The 22,360-nt window shown below is 38.8% G+C and carries 14 protein-coding genes; all 14 read right to left on the reverse strand.

Going from position 1 to position 22,360, the window contains the following annotated elements; all coding sequences use genetic code 11:
- Positions 1 to 159 precede the first annotated feature (159 nt).
- The 14 genes from U2718_RS20295 to U2718_RS20360 all read right to left on the reverse strand — a co-directional run bounded on the left by U2718_RS20295 (position 160) and on the right by U2718_RS20360 (position 21,895).
- Complete coding sequence (locus tag U2718_RS20295) at positions 160 to 474, reverse strand: type II toxin-antitoxin system RelE/ParE family toxin (protein WP_342002132.1); 315 nt, start codon at positions 472 to 474, stop codon at positions 160 to 162.
- Entirely contained in the window at positions 471 to 830 is a 360-nt protein-coding gene (locus U2718_RS20300) for a type II toxin-antitoxin system prevent-host-death family antitoxin (RefSeq protein ID WP_342002130.1), read from the reverse strand. Before U2718_RS20300 ends, U2718_RS20295 begins: the two co-directional genes overlap by 4 nt.
- A 61-nt stretch (positions 831 to 891) precedes the next feature.
- Positions 892 to 1,884, reverse strand: a complete 993-nt coding sequence (locus tag U2718_RS20305) for an AraC family transcriptional regulator (RefSeq protein WP_342002127.1) — start codon at positions 1,882 to 1,884, stop codon at positions 892 to 894.
- A 430-nt stretch (positions 1,885 to 2,314) separates the two neighbouring features.
- Positions 2,315 to 5,698: a molecular chaperone gene (locus U2718_RS20310; RefSeq protein WP_342002126.1), complete on the reverse strand. Its 3,384-nt coding sequence runs from the start codon at positions 5,696 to 5,698 to the stop codon at positions 2,315 to 2,317.
- Positions 5,699 to 5,862: 164 nt separating this feature from the next.
- On the reverse strand, positions 5,863 to 8,427 hold the full coding sequence (locus tag U2718_RS20315; protein ID WP_342002124.1) for a dynamin family protein: 2,565 nt from the start codon (positions 8,425 to 8,427) through the stop codon (positions 5,863 to 5,865).
- A 573-nt stretch (positions 8,428 to 9,000) separates the two neighbouring features.
- Positions 9,001 to 11,349, reverse strand: a complete 2,349-nt coding sequence (locus tag U2718_RS20320) for an ATP-binding protein (RefSeq protein ID WP_342002123.1) — start codon at positions 11,347 to 11,349, stop codon at positions 9,001 to 9,003.
- A 437-nt stretch (positions 11,350 to 11,786) separates the two neighbouring features.
- Positions 11,787 to 12,524 carry a DUF928 domain-containing protein gene (locus tag U2718_RS20325; RefSeq protein WP_342002121.1) on the reverse strand — a complete coding sequence of 246 codons (738 nt, stop codon included), beginning with the start codon at positions 12,522 to 12,524 and terminating at the stop codon, positions 11,787 to 11,789.
- Between the two features lie 725 nt (positions 12,525 to 13,249).
- Positions 13,250 to 15,139: a CHASE2 domain-containing protein gene (locus U2718_RS20330; protein ID WP_342002120.1), complete on the reverse strand. Its 1,890-nt coding sequence runs from the start codon at positions 15,137 to 15,139 to the stop codon at positions 13,250 to 13,252.
- Between the two features lie 281 nt (positions 15,140 to 15,420).
- A complete protein-coding gene (locus U2718_RS20335; protein WP_289791024.1) occupies positions 15,421 to 16,098 on the reverse strand; it encodes a response regulator transcription factor in 678 nt (225 codons plus the stop codon).
- Between the two features lie 163 nt (positions 16,099 to 16,261).
- Positions 16,262 to 16,969, reverse strand: a complete 708-nt coding sequence (locus U2718_RS20340) for a hypothetical protein (RefSeq protein ID WP_342002117.1) — start codon at positions 16,967 to 16,969, stop codon at positions 16,262 to 16,264.
- Between the two features lie 252 nt (positions 16,970 to 17,221).
- A complete protein-coding gene (locus U2718_RS20345; protein WP_342002115.1) occupies positions 17,222 to 18,634 on the reverse strand; it encodes an HlyD family secretion protein in 1,413 nt (470 codons plus the stop codon).
- A gap of 100 nt (positions 18,635 to 18,734) precedes the next feature.
- Positions 18,735 to 20,885, reverse strand: coding sequence for a peptidase domain-containing ABC transporter (locus U2718_RS20350; RefSeq protein WP_342002113.1), 2,151 nt, complete (start codon positions 20,883 to 20,885; stop codon positions 18,735 to 18,737).
- An 82-nt stretch (positions 20,886 to 20,967) separates the two neighbouring features.
- Positions 20,968 to 21,285, reverse strand: a complete 318-nt coding sequence (locus U2718_RS20355; protein ID WP_342002111.1) for a hypothetical protein — start codon at positions 21,283 to 21,285, stop codon at positions 20,968 to 20,970.
- 352 nt (positions 21,286 to 21,637) lie between these two features.
- The gene (locus U2718_RS20360) at positions 21,638 to 21,895 is read right to left on the reverse strand and encodes a CTB family bacteriocin (protein ID WP_342002109.1); all 258 of its coding nucleotides are present in this window, start codon (positions 21,893 to 21,895) and stop codon (positions 21,638 to 21,640) included.
- Between the last annotated feature and the right edge of the window lie 465 nt (positions 21,896 to 22,360).

A 22,360-nucleotide genomic window follows, 5' to 3' on the forward strand; every position in this document is an offset into this window, starting at 1 on the left:
AACTGTACTTAGAGGTAGTTTAGAGAAGTAGGTGCGATCGCGTCTATCCAAATATGGCGTTAATATCCATAAACGGCATTAATGCTCATTTTTTATCCAACAACACACCCTCACATCAAGGTAAACTGACAAAAATAGATATTTGGTATACCAAGAGCGTTAAATATCATCTGTATCCTCAACCTCTTGAAAGATTTGTTCTATGTCTTGTGAACCATGAATAATACGCACAATTTCAATTCCTTCATATATAGTGCGGTAAAAAATCAGGTAATTTCCGACAGGAAAACTACGCAGGGAAATAGCTAAGTTCTCGCGCCTCTCTCCCATTTGCGGTAATTTGGCAAGTTTAGCAAACTTTTCCCGCAGCCGATCAAAAAGTTTATCAGCAGATCGTGGGTTATTTTTGGCAACATAGTTCCAGATATTTTCAAGGTCAAGCGCTGCTTGAGTAGAAATTATAAATCGGTTCACGGAGTGTTGCTATCCTCCAACCTCTTGCGCCCCCTTGCTTTGATATCTTCAAAAAAGGTTGAGAGCGATTCTTCATCGTATTCTGTATATTCACCGCGATCAAGTTGCTCGATTCCAATAGCTATTTCTCTTCGTAAAATCTCAAGTTTGAGTGTCTTCAATTCCTCCTCCAAACGCTCAAGCTTATCCATTACTTCTTGAAACGCTTGCGCTTCTTGGACTACAACCTCTGCTTTCCCATTAACCGTTAGCACAAGCGGAGATTTTGTCAGCTTGATCTTTTCTACGTAGTCCTTGGCATTCCGCTTAAAGTCGGTGAGAGTTTGAATGTTCTCAAGATTAATTTTAACTTCCATCACATTTAATAAAATACTTTTGAAACACTTTATTAAATGCTATATTTGGTATATATTTTTGTCAAGAAATAGATTTTTTACCTAACAAACATTCACTGGGTGTAATCCCAAATTGGCGTTTAAAAGCCGCCGCAAAGTGTCCTAAATGAGAATAACCTAATAAGTTAGCTACTTCTGCTACTGTGACTCCACCATTTCGCAGCAGTTGTTCGGCTCGTTCCAGACGCTTCTGTGTGAGATAATTAAAGACGCTTGTACCAAATAATGTTTTAAATCCATAGCGTAGAGTCCTGTCACTAACTCCTACTATTTGTGCTAATTCCACTAACGAGGGTGGATTTTCTAGACGAAAGTGTAAAATTTCTCTGGCATGGTGAATACGGTTAACAGTTGTGGGTTTGAGCCTTGGTAGTTGTGGTAGTTGGCTTTGGTCATTTAAAATTGGCGCTAACTGCAAAGCCATAAGTTCTATGACTTTTCCTTGCAAATATATCTGCTTTGTGGTGTCGTGATAGGGACAGTTAATTATTTGCCTAGTAACTTGTTCAATAGCAGTTGTAGTTTCTGGATAAATTAAGGTTTGCCAGTCATTACCCTTAGCTAATAACTGCAATTGCGGAAGCATTTCGCCATCACGACTAGGAAAAAAAGTCCGCAGTACATCAGGTGACATGTGGATATCAATACCTATATGTCTAGATTTAGAAGACTTGACAAGCATCTGACGTTGTACACCACTCCCAGATATGGCGGTATACCCTGCTCCTAACATTCCACCATATTCATCAATATAAGTTCCGCATAAACTCACACAGAATTGTAACGGATGATCCGACTCTGGGTATTGCACCAATAAATTTTCACGCAATTCATAGTCAAAAATTGTTAACCAAATTTCTGGATGTATCTTCAGATTTTTTATCTCACCTTGACCCCATCGCTGAGGTAATTGAGATATATATTCAAATGGCTGCAAATCTGGATTAGATGTGATACTTTGGGCTGTTTCATCCCACATTTCTATCCAGTCTTGTATTTTTATGCTTAGGGTCATGGTAAATGCTTGAGTAAATTATCTCACTGTAAAACTATATAATGAGAAATAATTGCAAAAATTAGTTAGCTATACAGTAGTCTACTATCTGTATGATGATAGTGATCGCTGTTCATTATACAATATAGTTGATAATTTTTAGCAATAAAGAGGATGATTTTTTTGGCAGTTATTTAAAGAAGCGATCGCACCAACAAATCAGCTTTCACTTCGGATGTTGCAGTGTAAAGTGAGAAGTCTCTCGTTTCAAATAAAAATTTCAATTTGTAGGGGAGGCAGTTTGCGGTGTAGATTTTCTTCCCGCAAAACTGCTGTTGTGTTACGGCTATGCAAAAATTTGAGAGTATAAAAGAATTAGAATTAGCCGTGGTGCGTTACTGACAAGGTTTAAAAAATAGCGATCGCTTACGGCAATGGAGCAACTTTGCAATCAATGCAATCCACAAAACGGATCGCGTTCTGTCTCAACATTATTCGATTGTGCTTGCAAAGAGTCTCGAAAAACACAACCTTCTTGCTTGAGACATTCAGGATTTAGTGATGTCCAATAAGGCACTTCAAAGACATGGACTCGCAATACACCTTGCTCGTTAATAGAGGCATAATATTTGCAAGGATATTCGGTTTTGACTTCTGGTTGTGGTAATTCGCCAATTAATTCCCATTTATTCGATTCTGGATTACGAAATTGGAAGTAAAAACTATGTTTGCCACTGGCAGGAAATGGAGGTAACTCTGCAATTAAACCCATGCTTTGTTGTATGCCACCATCATAATCGCGAAAAACTCGTAAATCTTTGCTGTAGTCTGTTTCCGCTGCAAATACTACAGTGTGAGCATCTGTTTTAAGAACACTAGCAGATTCAGCAACATTGACTGCAATATCGCATATTACCCTAACATCACTGGAAATCAATGCTGGTACGCCTATAGCTTTCGCTGCATCAAGGTAAGGAATGTTTCTAGAAATGAGATAATGAGGATTACCCCGACAAAGTAGCAAGTCTATATCTAATTTTTGATTAATTTCAAACTGAACTTGAATAGAATTCTTAAAATCTTCCTCAATTATGCCTAGCTTTTTCATTAAAGCATCACCGTTGTAGCTACCCCAAAGCTGGAGTTTCATATTCTCAAAGTCTTGACGCCTGATATTGTTAGTTAATTGCATTCCCAACCAGCGACTACGAAACTTTGCCATCGCATCTCCGGCTTGGAGTTGATATAGTTCTTGCCCGGCATGAAAAATTGGATCGGGGCTACCGCCAATTACTTCTCGTACAAAGGAGCAAGGAAGAAAATAAAATAGGTTTTTGACATCTATATATAATTGGTTGGCTCCTTTGCGAAGCAGTTCTTTTGCTTGTTGGGGAGCGAAACTTAATTGTCGGAGTTTTTCAGCAAAACAAGCTCCTGCTGAAGTTGCTAACTTAGTATATTCGGGTTCAAAGGTAACGCGTTCTTCGTTCCAAACAAAATAATCAGACTTGCTAAATACTCGATAAAGTTCACGTTCAACTAATTCTAAATTGCAAGTTTTGCCAGAGAGAATTAACCAATCTACTGTTTCTGATTGGTTTTTTAAGGCATTTTCGATTAATCCTTGGGCAATGCCAATGGCTTCACGTACAACGGGTGCCACTGCTTTTTCAAATTGTTCGACTGTGAGTGTAACGCTGAGGCTATCAATTGCACTACTGGGCAAGTAAATATCATGTTGTGCCAGCAATTCTGAAATTTTTTGCCCATCTAAGATAAATACCGATGCATCTGATGTATTGTTTTTTTGTCCAAGTGTAATTTTGGCAGCTTCAGCATATTCCCACAAACTGTAAAAAGTTTGGGCGCGAGAAGGTGCATTCTTCCAACGAGTGGGCAAAACTTTTTCCGCATCATTTAAAGCTTCTTTGTAAGCTTCCCCTTCGCGGATTTCGTTATCTACACAAGCTAACAGCGAACCTTTTTGAAATTTACCGTTATCAAGAAAGCGATCGCTCAATTCTTCTGGCTGAACTTTTAAGACATCTTTGGGCAAAATATCTTCTGCTATGGCACTGAGCAAGCAATCGGCGATCGCTGCCTTCAACAGCAGAAACAACCGCAGTGTGATCAACTCGCCACCCAATTGCAAATGACCAGAAGAACCCAACAGTTTTGGTGTAAGTTTATAGTAGCGTCCACCATCACCTCTATCTTCACCAGGCTCGAAGGGGTTGATTTCTTCTAAGGCAAGGCGAATCAGTGCCAAATCAGTAGTTCCACCGCCAATATCTAACACTAGAACATTTTGCCACCATTTATCTCCATCTTGACGGCAGCGAGTTTTAAAAGACTCAATTCCTAAGTTTAAGTCACCGCCAAATTCTCGCCACAAAAAAAATATCGCCACCGAGACAGCTTCATCGTAAGCCATCTGTACATCTTCGATATCTAATTGTTTTACCAATTGTTCAATTTCTCGGCGGACAAATGGTGAAGCTATTGTCGGATAAGTTACAACTGCCCGATAAAATTTACCTTGAGAACATTTGAGCGATCGCTGACGGTATTCTTCCGTCAAATTCATTAATTGGGCATAAGCTGCTTGCAGGAGCTTATTTACAGGAATATTATCTTCTTTATCATTAAGAGTAATTGGAAAAGAGCGTTCTTGCCCAAAATAGCGTTTGGGTGAATGCAAGAATCTACCGCCAATTTCCTCTCCTAACCTAATAGTATCAAGTCGATGCTGTTTAGCTTGTTCACCCAAGCTAACTTTAACTTTGGCTGGATCGTCTGTTGGTAAAGTTGGTTCCAGACTAATAACTTCTAACTCACTCGGAATTTCACTTAAACGACGATCTTTATCTAATTCTACTGGTATCAAACTTTGCCACTCTAGAGCAGGAACGCGAAAAACTTCGTGATAAATTTGATTTAAGCGCCTGCTTGCAGCACGACGAAACCAAGGCAAGCGCTTGCTTAGAGCAATTTCTATCTGCCGAATTGCCTCTAAAAAATTTTCACCATGCAGATTGCGTAGATTTACTGTATTGTCTTGTAGGTTTTTACTAACTTCTGCCAGAAATCTTTGCCACTCTTGCACCCAAGCCTCACGACTCACACCAAGCACATCATCTACAGGGCGTTGAGTTATCCATGCCGAGAGGCGATCGCGTAACTTTAATTCTTGTTCGCTGGGCAAACTATGGGGTGTAACAATCACTTTGGGATCGTAAAGCGTAACTGTAGAGTTAGAAGTGCCAAAATCAATGGCAAACCAGCCAGGATAGGTGATTTCTGACTTTTGAGTTTCTGGTGCTAATTCTGTTTCTGGGGATGGTGGAGATGCTGTACTCTTAATTGGGTTTAAGACTGAATCTGTAAATTCTGTAAAAGTCATTAGCGGTTCTTTCAGGGAATAATCTTTAATTGGATAAGTCCAGATATTACATTCCGCGAGAGTACGTTTGCTGCTAGACAAATTTGGTTGATCCATATTATCAGAGTCAAAATACTCCACGGTTACCTGTAAAGTGCAGTTGACACCTGGTGGTAAAGGTTGATTCCATCGACAATCACTTTGACGCAATCTTTGAGGTGTAGCAAGTTTTAATAGTCTATTAGTGCCAAAGTCTACACTTTTATACGCCGCTTGCATCTGTGTTGCCAAGTCTTTTGGCAAACCGCTCACAGAGATATTAATTCGGGAGATATAGGGTAAGTTGAGACTGGGAATTGGTTTGATTTCGATTGCTGGTAATAGCAACAGTGATGGATCGTTTTGATGAGTACGCAGTTGATAGCGATTAAAAAGTTCAATTTTGACGGGCATTTTTATAGGGGATAGGGGATAGGGAACAGGGGATAGGGCTGGGGGGATAGTAGTTAACAAGTAAAAATTCTCTACTAACCACTAACTACTGTACGGGCGGCTTTAGAAGATAAATTATCCGTTTGAACGGCAAGATTATCAACAAAACCCGCCTCTACTAACCACTAACTCTCTGGCTCAGAAATAGTTGCAACTTGAGAGAGTGTCTTTAGCCAAGTAGGGGTAGAGCCTGAGTTACGTTCTTCAGCGGCGGCAATATATCGCAGTAATGGTTCGTGTTTAGATTTCAAAAGTTCTTGGAGGCTGTCTACAATTTCCTTTAGTGCTCTTGAAAAAGACAGTTTCACCTGTTTTGTTAACTGGCTTACGTATTGAACAAGATGCAAACCAGCACTGGCTGTAATCTCATCGCGCAATCGCAAAACAGCAATTTGATGATTAAATGGTCTAGGGGGAACTGGAGATTTTTTATCAGGACTCCAATCAAAAATTTGACCGTTTGGATGTCTATCATCTTTGCGTGCTAGAGGAAATAAGGCATCGGCGTTGATGGAGATAGTACCGCCAGCCAGCCCGCTGTGTTCGATAATCAATTTTTGCCATTTATTTGCTGGCTCAATTGCTCGTAAAAGATTACGGAAGAGGCGGAGTTGATTTCTACCAAAGTTTTCCTGAATATACTGTTCCATCTCTGGTAGTATCAGTGCATTGACTGTGTTGCGATCGCTCGCCACTTCTAGTGACAATTTGCTAAACAAATCTGTGACTGCCTCTTTTGTGCGATCGTGGGCAAAAACTTGCATTTCCTGAACGGTTTGTACAAATGCCGGATAAAAATCGTCGCTTTTAGTAGGGATGGAATCTTCTATCTCTTCATCGTCAAAAAAACTTTCGCTTTTGGTGAGAGCGATCGTGCCATTTTTAGTTCGATCAAACAGTAATGTCCATTCACTCCAATCAAAGAAAATTTTATTAGTGAGTTCGTCTTTCACTACATCACTCACAGCTATACCGTTACGATTATGTAATATTGGCTGTTTTTCTAAATCTGTTTGAAATTGTCTGTAGATAGTCACTATATTTTCGATTGCTTCTCTTAAGTTCAGAAAAGCAGGGTTTTCTTGGACAGGAATATATGATGGAATTTCTTCTAAGAGAGTTTTAAGGTGATGCTGTTGTTTGCGCAAATCGTGAGCAGCCCTAATGGTATCTTCCACAAGTTGTTTCATGCCATGCTGCGCTACATGATCCCTAAGCAGCGATCGCAACCGACTCATGCCTCCATCTTCAACATAGTCGCTGAGTTGTTTGTGCAGGGTGCTAGAAGTAGGTAGCATTTTACTTAATTGCTCCCATTTCTCTCGCAGTTCTATTTCCTGAAATTTGTTGGGCAGATCTAGTTCGGGTAAAAATTCTGGGGAGGAAACTTGCACCAGTGAAGATAGTTCGGCAAGTTTCGTTAACCCGTAAAGTTGCGATAGTAAAACAATATTTTTTTTCTCTGTTGTTAAGTTGCTGGCACTGGCAATGGTAAGTTGAAGGATGCCTAATCGTTCTAAGACTGCTTCTTCTGAAAGTAACGGCTCATCTACAAGTTCATCAATCGCCCGTTCGTCACTTAAAGTTAGAGGCAGTTGGTTGAAACGCCCGACGCCAACAATAATTCTATCTCTTAAATCTTGTCCCTTATCTCGTTCCAACATCGTGCGAATTTTGGAAGCGATCGCCCCACCGGGATATCTGCCATTGAGTAGTAACAAGATAGTTTGTACATCTGCTAGTTCTCGCAACGATAAAAAAGCATCCCGCACACCAGAATCGGCAGAACCCAATCCTGGAAAGTCTAAAAGTATAAATTCATTTGTTCCTTGCAACCCAGACAAATCCCAAACTTGCTTTGCTACCTCAACCGTGACATCAATCCGCCGAATCAAAGAAAAACTTTTCTGCAAATCTATTGCTGTAGGCTGGGCAAAACTTTCCCAAGGCATGGGGGGGGGTGGTAGTTGGGCAAAGCTGAGTTCCAAAATATTCATGGGTGGTTCAGCTAGTCTCAGCCCTTTTTTAGCTGTAATATGGTCGATCTGATAACTTTTACCGCCAATTTCTTTACCGTAGGCGCTATACGTACGCAAAAATCCAACTAATTCTCGTAGTAATGAGCGTAATTCTAAACTTTGCGTTTGATTCCAGACTAGTTCACACCATCTGAGGATAGCGTTACTATCAACAGCCATCGTCGGGTACAAAGTTTGCACAGATGCAATCTCTGTCGAAGATATATCTGCTGCTTTTGCTCGTACCTCTGCTTCCTTGAGCATAAAACGCAGACACTCTTTCACCCCTTCATGAGATAAATATTCTACTGTAAACTTGCTAATTTGAGTTGTTTGTAAGTTTGATTGTTGATGCAGGTGAATAGCCGTGACGTTACCTGTAGTTGGTGTTTCACTCACTGGCAAAGCATCGGCATAGCCAATTAAACTACCAAGTAGCAAAGTTTTGCCACTACTAAATTCTCCCATGATCCCAATTTTCACGGGTGAGGAGGCAAGTTCTACTACTCTTTGAGCTGACTGTTGCAGATAGCGGATGTTTTCATGAATACTTGTAGGCACCCAGCTTTCTTGAGGAGGTGGATTCTGTGACACTAGTTCTAGGCTTTGCAGAATAGATTCCCCATACTCTTGATAGCGACGTAATTGTTCTACTGCTATATCACTTTTCATATCAACTCCTGACTAAAAAATCTCAGATAAATCATTGATTTTCCGCACTTTTAACATTTAAGAGTAAGCAATAATACTCGTATATTTGAATTTACGGTAGTCGCTACATTCATACTTTATTTTTGACTATTAAAAATTTAAGTTTAACAACTTCTGCAAATTCTCCCTTCCTAAATGTAATAGTAGATATTACTGAGAAAATAAAGCTCAACAGAAAATCTGTAGCCTAAGTTTAGTGCAAGTGCAAGTATTTAAGCGGAAAAATGCAGTGTTTAAAAGCATAGTCAAGGCATTAGGCGTTTTACCTTAATACAGAGTAGATATGTAGAGTTTTTCAAGCTGTACTGAGCACGTCTTGTATAAACCATCCAACAATAGAGTTGTGATCGCCCAAAGTCAAGTAGAGAATTTGGCAATAGTAATAAACTTAACTAGCCTATGCAGGCTGGGTTTATATAGCTGCACCCTTCTATGGTGTCGGGATATTGAGTGTATTGTTAGAAGCAATCGGATACACTCATCATTGGTGCGTTGCGCTTTGCGATCGCGCACCTACCGACTAAACACAAAATCTTATACTCTATATCTGCCCCATCTCCTAAAGGATTCCTCTAGCACAGAGGCTTGCTCAACTTGTTTTTCTATTCTTAACTCCCACTCTCTTTGCTGCCGCTTTAACAATGGCAACTTGACTGTAAATGTTGCTCCTTGCCCTTCTCCTTGACTATATGCTTGGATGGAACCGCCATGTAATTCTGTAAAATAGCGGGCAAGAGCTAGCCCTAGCCCCAATCCGCCAAATTCACGAGTTGTAGCACTATTTTCTTGTCGGAAGTACTCAAATACATGGGGTAGAAACTTAGGAGCAATGCCTTTGCCTGTATCTTTAACCTGTATTTGAGCCATTGCATCTACTGTATTAAATAGGACTTCTACTTTGCCCCCATTGGGCGTAAACTTAACTGCGTTAGAAAGTAGATTCCAAAATACTTGCTGCAAACAGCCAGTATCTGCTGATACTATGCCTGTATTCAACTCAAACTTGGTTTTAATGGTAATGTTTTTAGCTTGTGCCGCTACTTGGATGCTTTCTATTGCGGTATTAATTATAGTCACTATATCAACTGGAGCAACTTTTAAAACCATGTTGCCACGCAAGGTGTGAGAGAGATTTAATAAGTCTTCAACGAGTTGTGCTTGTAATAAGGCGTTGCGTTCGATAGTATCTAGAGCACAAGCAGTAGTTTTCTCATCAAACTTGCGTGATTTGAGAAGTTGTACCCAGCCGATTATGGGGTTTAGGGGTGAGCGTAACTCGTGAGAAACAACGCTGAGAAATTCTTCTTTAACACGTATTGCTGCCTCGGCTTCGGCACGGGTTGTTTGTTCTCGTTTTAGTATTTGCTCACATCTTTGTTGCGTATGCTTGCACTCGCTAATATCCAGAAAAACGCAAATTCCCCCTTTCGATTGGCCTTTTTGATCGAAAAGAGGCGCTGCATAGCAAAGTAAAGTAATTAATGTGCCATCCTCATGCACTAAATCAAGTTCTAAGTCTTTAACTTTCACACCTTGGGTAATGGCGTATTGTAAAGGTTGTTTGTCAGTCAGTATTTCTTGACCTTGATGATATAGCTTGGATGGTGAAGCTTGTAGACATTGAGTTGAGATTTTACAACCATCAGCGTCAAAAGCTAATCGAAATAACTTTGCAGCAGTAGAGTTGAAATGAATATAATGACAGTTTGGATCTTCGGCGATCGCGATTCCAACGGGAATAAAATCAAATAATGTTTTTAATTCGTTAACTTGCTGCTCAAGTACTTCTGCTATGTCATTAAAAGCACGAGCAATTAAACCTAATTCGTCGGCTTGCTCGGTTAATTCACTACGGGTACTAAGGTTGCCGTTCTTTAGTTGTTGTGTTGAATGTACAAGAGACTTTACTTGTCGCAAAAATAATATATCTCCTCCTACCCAAGCACCAATCAGCCCTAAAACAGCAACAACTCCTAGCGCTGTAAGGTTCCATGCTAAATGCTCATTTACTTGAGAATAGACAACTGACGGGGGAAAACCAATGCCAACGTAATAATTTGTATTTTGTGATAAATCGTTTATTGCTACTAGTGTAAAGATACGTGGAACACCATCAAGGCTAATGATCTGAGCAGCGCCTTTTTCCTGGGTTTGAATCATCCTGTCGAAGGTTTCTTTGGGCAAAGTTTTTCCTACCCATTTTTGAGGTTCTGGATAGCGAACCAACAGCGTACCTTGGCGATCAACTACACTAAGCACGGAATTTTCAGGTAACTTGACTTGCATAGCTAGCTGGTTTAACCAAGCTAAATTCAGTGCCGCGATCACAATAAGTTGAACCTGACCTGTATGATCGAGGATCGGATAAGCGTAGTTAATAATCCCTTTTTTACTTACTCGATCAATTTGGTAATCACCGACTGCAAATTTCCGAGTTTTCAAGGCACGTTGGAAACTGCTCTCTTGTGCTAGATTAATGTGTTTGCGAGCAGGATCAGCACTGCAAACAGTTTTTCCGTCAGTATTTAGTACACCGAGATGATCATAGGCAGAATATTGCTTAAGCAAGTTTGCTAGGAGGCGATCGCACTCATCTGTATTATCCTCGCGCAGTTCCGGAAGTTGGGACAATATGATCAGCAGTTGTTTTGTTCCCTCAGTGGCTTGCGTTTGATTGTTAGCTACTAAGTGCACAAGCCGTAGTGCCTGTTTTTGCACCTCTGCTATTGCTGAACGCCGTTGTTCTAAAGCTGTGTAAACAATCAATCCCAATGCCGGGAATATGGATAACAAAACCAGTATAAATAAACGTGCGCGAAGACTAGAGATGAGATTGAACTTGCTAGTCTTTTGCCACTTCAACTTGATTTGTTCGTTTAGCATTCTAGCTTTTTGAGAATACTATTTCTTTCTGTATTGGCATCTGCATTCACAGAGTTCCATCCCACAGTAGTACCTTATGAGAACCTAGCGAAATCTACTTTTAGATAGGTTTCTTTCAATAGGTGTGTAACTTACGCAACTGGCACACTAGCTGTGTAGGTGCAGTAAAGCTAGCAATAAAAGCTTTTTATAGTTCAACTGGATAAAAGCCTGCCTGTTTGTGGTGATATCGCAGTCATCATGCGATCGCATTTCTTCTGCTAAAAGCAGTATTAAAATCAATAATTGGCATTGCTAATTTCATGTAGAAAATATTTTGCAGAATCCTAAAATCCATGCAAAGGCATTTTGTAGTAAGGACTTTATTCCTCACTACAGGCAAACATTTTTATTCAGTTTGATTAACAGAGTATGATAGTATACCACCATAATTTGGGCTAAGGCATACCTAGAGAAATCCCATCTTTGGATGGTTTTTCTAAATTAGCAAGGTCTTGCAGTAAACTAGTTGCAACTTTTCCCAATTCTCCTTGGCTACAATTTAGAGCTTCGGCTAGTGCGTCATACCACATACCTGCTTCAGCATACAGGTTAGCTCTTTGCAAGCGATTTTGACTGCGAGCTAGTAGATTTTTCAAATTTGTTGGCATTGCTACAATATCAAGTTCTGCCCTAGCAACTAGATTGTGTGATGGACGGTTGCGATTACACAAGACTTCTACTTGCCATAAATATCTTTGACCAGTAGTCAAACCTGGTAAAGTTTGTGGTAAAGATAACTTCATGATGCCAGGAGAACTCTCTACTTCCAGCTTATAAGCTAAATTGAGCTGATCATTGTTATCTATTTGATAGAGCGTAAATTCGATCGGTATTTTTTCTTGAGCGGGTAGCAACCAAGCAAAAGTTGGGTGAGATGAAGTAGTCTGCCCAACATGAGTGATGGGAGCAAGTAGCCTTAAAGAGGCAGCTTGGGAAGCCTTGCACCTCCCTCTTGTTCCTGATGAGTCTGTATACCCACTTGGCGATTTTTGATCGCGCGGTGGTTGATAAGCAGCTAACGTCACCTGAGTCAACGAAAGCGTTATTGTCAAAGCACTAATTAATAAAACCCTGGGATTAAAAGATTTGTGCAAGAGCCACTTTCTGCGAATCATCATCTTTCCCTCTGGCATTGCACTAGAAAGTTATCAATAAAAGGTTATAAATTTACCCTCTTTGATTACTCTAGTCAGACAACAAACCGGTTCTACTACTACAAGCTTGTTTAATCTACTGTTGAATATTCACACTCAAGAATTATTCTTGAAATTCTTTGGTTGTGAATCATGATTGACAAGATTCTTGCATTCTAGCAGTACATATAGCACTTTGGTAGGAGTAACTATAGAGGGTTAAAGAACTATTTACCATATATTGTATTACTAGAAACGTCTCAATTCACTTCTGATTTTAGCCGTTTATTTTACAGAAAAATACATTAATTTTTATGGACTTTTGCTATCTATGATTTGTATCCAATTTTTCTTTTCCCAGTATAATCACTCTCCTTGGTTTAGGTTTCCTGATAAAAATTTGACATATACATAAATAAGTTTTTGCGAAATCGCGATTGTGCTTTTCAACTCTCACTCTCTTTCATGTTTAGCAAATAAGGACTAAGTTTTCTTCACTCCGTAGTAGTAACTAAAAATCTGAATTTTATTTAACTACAACTCTGCAGTATAAATTTTTTATTTTTTTGATTTGACGATATATATACTTAACTATATCTTATTCACTTTCCCAGGAAATGGAATGCAAAGTTTTTAACGACAAAAACATTAATTTATTATTAAATTAATATTAACTAATAATTAAGTGCTACAACTAAATCTTAGAGGCTTAAACTCAAATTATACTAAAAATGTCTCCAAAGGAAGAACTTAGTCACTGGCCAAGATAATTCACATAGAGTTCCTCTCGGAGAAAGGGGCAATCGCGTAAACTTTCCTTTCAATTGTCTAGCTAAATTTCTAAATTGTTGTGTTCCCCGGCCTTCTCTAAAAGAAACTATTCCTAAACCATCATCAATAATTTTTAGAGTGTACCAGCCTTCGTTTTTAGTATAACTAACCTCTAGACGAGTGACACTGATAGCATGCTTGCCAACATTGCACAAAGCTTCCTCTAAAAACCGACACAGCCCACGCTTGTGTTCTATACTTAAGCAGCGTTCATCTATAGGGTCAAATGTTACTATTTTTACTTTCAAAGTACTAAAGCATGGAAATTCTCGCTCTAGTGTATGACTATAAACTTGATAAAGAACTGCATGAATTGGATCTTCCAAACTTATCGATAAACCATTTCCTAAATAAAGACTTCTATCTTGAGATAGAGGTTCTCGTTGTAAAAATTCATATATTCCTCGAAGTTCATAGTTTAATTTTTCTAAATCTTTTTCTAGTGTTGTAAGTACTTCATCACTTGCATCTTTTTCTCGTACACGTTTTAATGCTTTAGCAAGAGTTTGCAAAGGGCCGTTGTGAATAGTTTCAAATGTACGTTCAATTAAGGCTTGACGGGCTTCAATTCTAGAACGTAATGCTTGATCGTATTGATACAAAGCAGTCATTGCAATACCATTCAAACTTAAAACAAGTATTGCTGGTATTAATGGAACCCACCAACCCCAGTAGAACAAAAGTAAGTAACTAGTAATAATTAAACCACTGCCAGCAACAATGACAGCAAAGAGGTTTATGTATGGAGACTTGGTAAGTTTGGCTAAAGCAATTCCCAAGCTGCCCCAGCCCAATATCCATATATAATCCCAACAGTCTGACCAAGAATTAAACAGTGCTCTAGAATCAAGTACTGCATTGATAATTTGGGAAATAGCATGTGCTTGAACTTCTACTCCAAAAATGCGTCCGCTAGCAGGCTTGGTTGATATAACCGCAGAAGTAGTGATGAAGTCTTTCACACTGGAGGCAGTTATTCCAATAATGACGATGCGATCGCGTATCCACTCTGGTTTAAAATTCCCCGTATTAATATCGTTTAAAGATAAGATCCTAAATCGCTCTGCACCACTACGAAAATTCAGCAACACCTGCACTCCACCAGCATCGGATCTAATATATCCCCCGGAATTTGGAGAAAATTTAGGTAGCTCAGTCCTACCGAACCTCATTGTCTCAGGATCGCGAATACCGTTTTCTAAGCTCAAACCCTCATGAGCTAAGTAAGCTTTTGCCAAACAAAGAGACAGAGAAAATTTATAACCTTGGGGTGTCGGTGTTGCGAGCAAGCTGCGTCGTAACTTGCCATCAGCATCTGTAATTTGATCTGTAAAACAAACTTGCTCAGGAGAGAGTGTTGGCGGAGGGGCAATTTGCTCAGGTAATACTTTTTCAATCGCAATTAAATTTGTGATTTGATTAAATGCAGCAACAAGTTCAGTATGTCCCGGTTCTACAGGTAAATCCCTGACAAGATCTAAACCAATGACTCTAGGAGTCAAAGAATGCAATTTATAAAGTAATGCTGCAATTTCTCGATCTGGTATGGGGTATTTTCTGAGATTGCGAATATCTTGTTCGTTAATTCCGACAATGACAATGCGTTCGTCAATAGCTTCAATAGGACGCAGACGGAGAAAATTATCGAAGGCTAGCCACTCTAATGATTGCATAGAACCAGTCAAACGGGCAATGATCACCAGACCAATCACTGCCATGCCTGGTAATACACCCACCCGCCAAATCAGGAATTCTTCTTTGACTCTGCTCCACAATCGCCGCATAATTTTTTTGTTTTGTCATCTGTCAAAGGTCAGTCTTTAATTGTTGGTTATCTGCCAGTAATTGTACAGATGCGATGTTCCTCCCATCTCTACTTTACGGGCGACAAAATATCTATAAGAAACCCGCCTTTACTAACTACTGTACGGGCGGGTTGAGAAGATAAATTATCAGTTTGAACGGCAAGATGATCAACAAAACCCGCCCCTAGTACGGGCGGGTTTAAAAGATAAATTGTCGATGTCAGTGAAAGCTTATAAATAAAACCCGCCCCTACCAATGACTAATCTATTAATCCTTCTTCTCTGGCTCGCATTTCCGTTTGAATTCGCATATTTTTTCCCTCTTCAGGATAAACGTCTAAAGCGTCTTGCAATTTACTCCAGTAATGACGCACCATACGTTCGCCAACACACATTCGCTCTGCAATTGCCTTATCTGTTAATCCTTCCTCAAATGCAAGAGTTAGCACTCTTAGCCATTCTGGCTTCACCTCAAATCCAGAATGAATTCCTTTAATGTCTTTGGTATGAGTTAATCCCTGTAGCGCCCAATCGACTCTGGTTAACATTTCCTGGCTAGCAAGACTTTTATCTGCAACTGTAAAACCCCCTTTATGAGCATCAATATCGGGTCGAATTCTCACTAATGTTCTGACATGAGCGCTTTGGACTACAATATTGAGGCTAGAATAGTGTTGCATTAAAGTTCTCAGTAGTTTAACACCTGTCTCCGGTCGTGCCATTTTGCCAGGGCTTTCTGGAAGAGAAAGATCCATAACAACAAGATCAGGTTGTATGCTTGACACTTGAGAGAGCGCTTGTTGAGCAGTTAAAGCTGTGATAAACTCGGCATCTGGATATTTGTTTCGCAGAACATCAATAGTTCCGCCCACAACTGATTCATGATCGTCAATAACGAGAATTTTGAGTAAAGCTGTTTTTGATAAAACTTGTCTCATAGCTCACACCCCCCACTATGAGTAAATTGTTATGTGTTATGTGTTGTGTTTATTAATTTACACCAATAAAATCACTTATGTTAAAGGTAGTAAATTTAAATTTATATATAAAAAATTAAATGAATGTGATAGTAAACTATCGACAAAGGGAAATTTTTGGCAATTACCAAGAAAATTGGCAATTTAAGCTCAGATTTTTACTACGACAAACACATTTGCCTGATGTTAAAAATTTAAAACTTTCACAAAGATAATCTAACTCTGGTAAGTTCGTATAAAATACAAGAGTAGACACATCAGGATAATTTATTTGTACCCATAAATATCCTAAATTAGCTTTTTGTTCTAATCTGATATAAATAGAAGTTTGTGTTAAAGCTTCTGAAAGAGTAATTTTTAGTAATTCTTCCAAAGCTCTTAAGAGTACTAAGCTACGTTCTGTCGGTTCTTGCCGCCAAGCACTGGGTAAATCGATATGAAAATATATATGCGAATAAGATATAAGCCAAGGCTCCAATAGAGATTGAATAGCGAATGGTAGACTATCTTGCAGGTATACCGGGAATAGGCGATCGCTCAATTGGGCTAAGGATTGATGAAAATTATCAATTTTTTTTAAAAATTCTTGAGTTTTGTTGGTCGATAATTCCCTAGACTCTACTGGTAAGAGTTCTAAACTCCGCCGAATTATAAAAGATTCTTGTAATAAATCGTCCCGAATTTTTTCTGCTTCTAGGAAGAGTTTTAGAGATTGTTGACAAGACCACCACTGTATCGCTTGTTGAACCTTATAATAGGATTTAACAAACAAAATCAGTGTAATTATGTAGACAATTAAAATTATAATTTGTATTGTTAGTTGGTTGTTCACAGGCCATTGTATTTTGATTTATTTTCCTACTGTAAGAGGTCAATATTAAGTAGAATATGGCAGAAATACGCCAAATAAATCGTTGAAACCAGACAAGATAATTGCCAGAATAAGATATTTGGATTACAGAAAACTGCATAATCAATAACCAAAGTATTTTATTGCTGAAGAAAAGAGTGAATACTACAGAAAGGCTGACAGCACTAGACAGAATGTCAGAATGAAAATTTTAAAATCAAAGGAATATCTCAATTATAAATCTGTCATCAACCTTGCCTTTCTAAGTATAAATTGTAGTACTGTTTCTTCTTTGGAGATGATATCAGCGGTAGCATTCATACCTACTTGAAGATTGCAAGTCTTATTATAATCTCCAAAACTTAGTTTCTCAGGTTGAATGCTTGCTTCAAAGTAGCTAGCACCACCACTACTAGCTGCTGATGTCATTGTAGCCGTATTTTGAGTACTTGGTGCGATCGCATCTGGTGATACATTGTTAACAGTGCCTTTGAGAGTGCCGTAATCAGGATAGGGGCAAGCATCAATCCGCAGTTGTACTTTTTGTCCTATTTCGACTTTTTTAATTTCAGATACAGGAACGATAGCTTTAATCACTAAAGGCGCATAATCTGGTACTATTTCAGCAATCGGTTCTGAGCCACGTACAACTTGCCCGGCATTTCGTAGATTCAGCTTGAGGATAACACCGTCACTAGTAGCACGAATCACGCTAGTTTGCCTATGAAAAATATTTCTTTGTATTTCTTTTTGATATTGTCTAATTTGATTGCGCATTTCAATTTTTCGCTGAATTAAGGCATTTTTCTCCCTCACAAAAGCAGCAATACTTGATTCTCCTTTAGCACCTTCTTGAGCAATTCTCTCTTGAGCAATAGCGACAGTTGCTGTACTGGGATTGAGAGCAGCTCTTGCCGTTTCGACGTTAGCACGAGCAATATCAATAGCCTTTTGTTCAGCTTCAGCTTGTAATTCTGCTTGCCTGACAGCTAATTTTCTCTGTTCATATTCACGCTTGCCAATTGCACCAAGCTGTGAAAGTTCCTGATAGCGATCGCGATCTTGGATAGCAAAATCTAAGTCTGCTCTAGCTTTTTGTAAGCCCGCCTCAGCTTTTTGCAAGTTGGCTTGTGCTACTGTCAAATCGTTTTGAGTTTTTACTTGCTGATCTTGATAATCTCTTTGATTTCGTACCAAATCAGCTTCTGCCGAAATAATCGTTCGTTCTGTCAGCCTTTTATCAGCATTGATCTGATTATCTAGTGCTATGATTTGGGCTTCAATTTGATCTAGTTGTAACTTGCTATCCTGAATACTGCTTTGTAATTGGCTATTTTTTATATCTATTTCCGTGTCATCGAGGCGAGCGATAATATCTCCCTTTTTGACTATCTGGTTTTCTTTAACATATATTCCTTTAACCGTGCCTTCTCTTTCCGGCTGTACTATACGAATATCACCAGCCGGACGCACAGTTGCAGAAGTTTTGACTGTCACATTATATTTAATATATGAAGCTAGAGCGATCGCTCCACAACAATTGATAATTAAAAATATCCCTGCTAGAGATGTCCAACGACTGACAGGAGGCAGAAATTCATCAGTGCTAACCGATGGGAGTATCTTTTGATTGTGAGTGAAGAGCATATTACTAATTAGTTGTTAGTTGTTAGTTATCAATTAATGGTTGATTATTAGTAGCTAGTTAATAATATTTATTTTTACTATCTACTAACCACTACCAAGTTTAAGGAGTTAAAAAATCTAAATGCTCCCCTGGCAAGGAGCTTAATTCCTCCAAAGAGCCTTGAATTTTTAACTTACCCTGCTCTAAAAACACGATCCAATCAGCACGATTAATTACTCTAGGACGATGACTAATCAAAATCGTCGTTTTCCCACGGCGATACTCTATTAATCTATCTAAAACTTGCGCCTCACTCACTGGATCAAGTCCAGCTGTCGATTCATCTAAAATAAGTATTGGTGGATCGTTAACAATAGCTCTTGCTATTGCTAATCGTTGACGTTGTCCGCCAGAAATATTAGCTCCAAATTCCCCTAAAATAGTCTGATATTTGTCAGGCAGCTTACTAATAAATTCATCAGCTTCGGCAATTTGACAAGCTTTAACAATTTCCTCAAATGCAACATGGGGTGTTCCTAAGCGAAAATTCTCAATAATCGAACGACTCCAAAAGTGAGCTTCTTGGGGAACAAGAACTATCTGTTGCCGCAAACAATCAAGAGCAAGGTCATCTAAATTATATAGTCCGATCCGGATATTACCCGATTGCAGTTGATATAAACCAGCAATCAATTTAGCAAGACTACTTTTACCACAGCCAGATTTACCAATTAAGGCGATAACTTTGCCACCAGGAATTGTTAATGAAAAGTCTTGAAGTAAGTCAAGTCTACCAGCGTAGTGAAAATTAACATTAGTACAAATAATGTCTGCATCTCCAGGAATTTTGGCAAACTGCTTTTTACCATCCTGATCATCTTCTGGGGTAGAATCGATTACTTCTGTTAAACGCTGAACAGCAGTTTTGGCATGAGTATATTCATCAACAAAACTGATAACGCTACTAATTAAAGCCAGAAAATTGGCATTCATTGCATTAAATGCCAATAATTGCCCAATACTTAAATTTTCTTCTGGTCGAATCACCAAATTACCACCAAACCACAATAGAATCACACCACCAATTGCTGCGACAAAACCAGAGAAGGTACCATTGACAATTGCAATTTGGATGGTACTTAAAGTTAGATTAGCGAGGCGACCAAATCGACTTTGAAATTCATCCCAAAATTGGGGTGCTGCTGTAGTAGTTTTAAGTGTAATAGCTCCTTTAAATGTTTCTACTAAAACACCTTGAGCTTCAGCTTCTTGGACTAAAAGTTCGCGAGTTTTTACGCGTAAAGTTGGTAAAAATAAAATTGTAGATATAGTCATTGCCAAAGCTATAACTACAGCTACAGCAGTTAGTTTCCAGCTATAAAATAGCATGAAGCCAAAAGAGACTACCGCAATAAAAAATTGACTGGGTAGACCGATAATAACTTGAGAAACTAACTGATTAATTTGATTAATATCTCGCAAGCGGCTAACAATTTCGCCACTGCGCCGGGCTTCATAATAAGAAAGAGGCAAACGCAGTATTTGTCGCCCAAACTCTAACACCAAACCTAATTGTAGACGTTGGGCAAAATGAGCGATTAAGTTAGACTGTACAAATGAAAGACTCTTAGAAATAAAATGCATTACTACTACAGCAATTGCTACAGTAGTAAGTAATCTTGTATCTCCTCGAACTAATACATCATCAGTTAGAATTTGCAGCAAAAAAGGGGATGCTAAAGACAGTACCCCCAAAAGCAAATTTAATGGCAAAGCTTGCGCTAATATGCTGCGAAAATTCCAAACTCGTTTAAAGAAACGCCAGAAACCACCGATTTCATCATCTTTTTGCGCAGAAAAACGAATTGGATCTGGCTGCATTAGCAGCATTAACCAATCTGTCCAATTATCTGCTACCTCTTTTTTAGAAAGATAACGAATGCCTACCGCTGGATCGGCAACTACACATTTATTGCCCTTCTTACCATACAAGACAACCCAATGATTACCTTGCCAGTGAATAATTGCTGGTAGAGGTGCTTCCTTGATCCGGTTCAAAATTTCTGGTGAAGTTTTAACTGGGCGGGCGTTAAACCCAAGTGTTTCTGCACCCCGCTTCAGCCCTAGTAAAGTCGTTCCAAACTGTCCGGTGCCTACTGCTTCACGAATGTGATTTAAGGTGAAGTTACGCCCGTAATATTTAGCAACGGAAGCAATACAAGCAGCCCCGCAGTCTTCTTCACTATGCTGTTTAACAACTTTATATTTCATTGGTTACCCGCCCAAAAGATTGAAAACTAAAAATCAAAAGAGTTATCAATCTATTTATCTTTGCTAAAATTTTGGATGTCTTTTACATGAACATATAAGCAAGCAAGCGGTAAATTAAATTTAATGGGCTAAGACCATATTTACGTACCCTGCTTATAGTCCCTTCTCCCAAAAGAGAATTTAAATCAAATCCAAATGTGACTTGCGAAAGATTATATGCAGCACTTTTCTTGGAAGAAAAGCTAACGGAACCATCAGATAAAGAGCTTTCATCATTTGCAAATGAGTTTATATCTGTTTTTTGAATGAAAAAACTATATCCTCCAGTAGCAATTTCCTGTTCTTGCTCTGATAAATCTGTAAATAAATCAGAGTTTTTGAACTCATTATGGTTAGCCACTCCATCACCTCTTTACTGATTAACCCTTGTGAATTTTTCTGCATAGAAGCAGTAAGCTACCAGCCAAAAAGGGTTAGATATTCGATGACTCTGCATGATATCTACGGAATTTACCCTAGAATTAGCTGATAGCTGACTGAATTATACAAAAAAACCATACAAAAAAGAAGCAAAATTCAAGTAGATTCCAGAATTATACTTGAATAATTTTGATGAATTATACGCCAAAATATTTCAGTCTATTTATGATGCAATAAAGCTTCATAGTTCTGGAATCAAAATTAGGCAATTAAATTGATAAATTATTTAATTGCCTAATCTAATCACCTACTTGTAGAGGTATATAAAGTTACTACTTGATGTTTGCAAAGTCACTAGCGTAAGAACTTGTATAGTCACTGAGGGTCAAGATAGTATTAGCAGAGTAAGCTCCGCCGGGCCCAGCTGATACTACACCAGTTACTTCCTTAACATCAACATCTTTGAAGAAAGAAGCAAACTTCGAGAAATAGATACCGTCGTAGCCGTAGTAAGATCCTCCAGCAACCATTTGCTGTTGCTCTTCAGTTACGTCAGCAAACAATTCAGTTGCGAAATCTTGGTTAGACATAGTTTTAAACTCCTTCGTTTGTGTAAAGATTGGTGTTGATTGTTTCTTTAGTTGATTGCCTTTCGGCGACTCAACTTCTTTGCTTGTTTACTAAGATATACGGTTGCCAATAGGTAAGTCATTTGCACTTTCTGTAAACTTAGTTGCCAAATTTAGAACTGCAAATTGTAGGATTCTACTAGTAACATTTCCTAAAAATACATAGCAAATCATATTAATATCTGTCTTAAGGAAGATTGACTAAAAGCAAAAAACTCTAATTAATAAAAGTTAAATTAGGGTGTGTTATGGCTAAACAAAAATGTGAGAGTTAAAGAGAGTATAAACTAGCCATAACGCACCACACAATCTGACGGTGCGTTGCGCGCTACTTTAACGCACCTTATCGGCGGTATGGCAAGCGGCAAACAAGAGAGTCTTTACAAACTCAGATCCCCGGCTTCTCTAAGAAGCCGGGGATCTTGC

It is taken from the genome of Chlorogloeopsis sp. ULAP02, assembly GCF_038404745.2.
GTDB lineage: Bacteria > Cyanobacteriota > Cyanobacteriia > Cyanobacteriales > Nostocaceae > Chlorogloeopsis.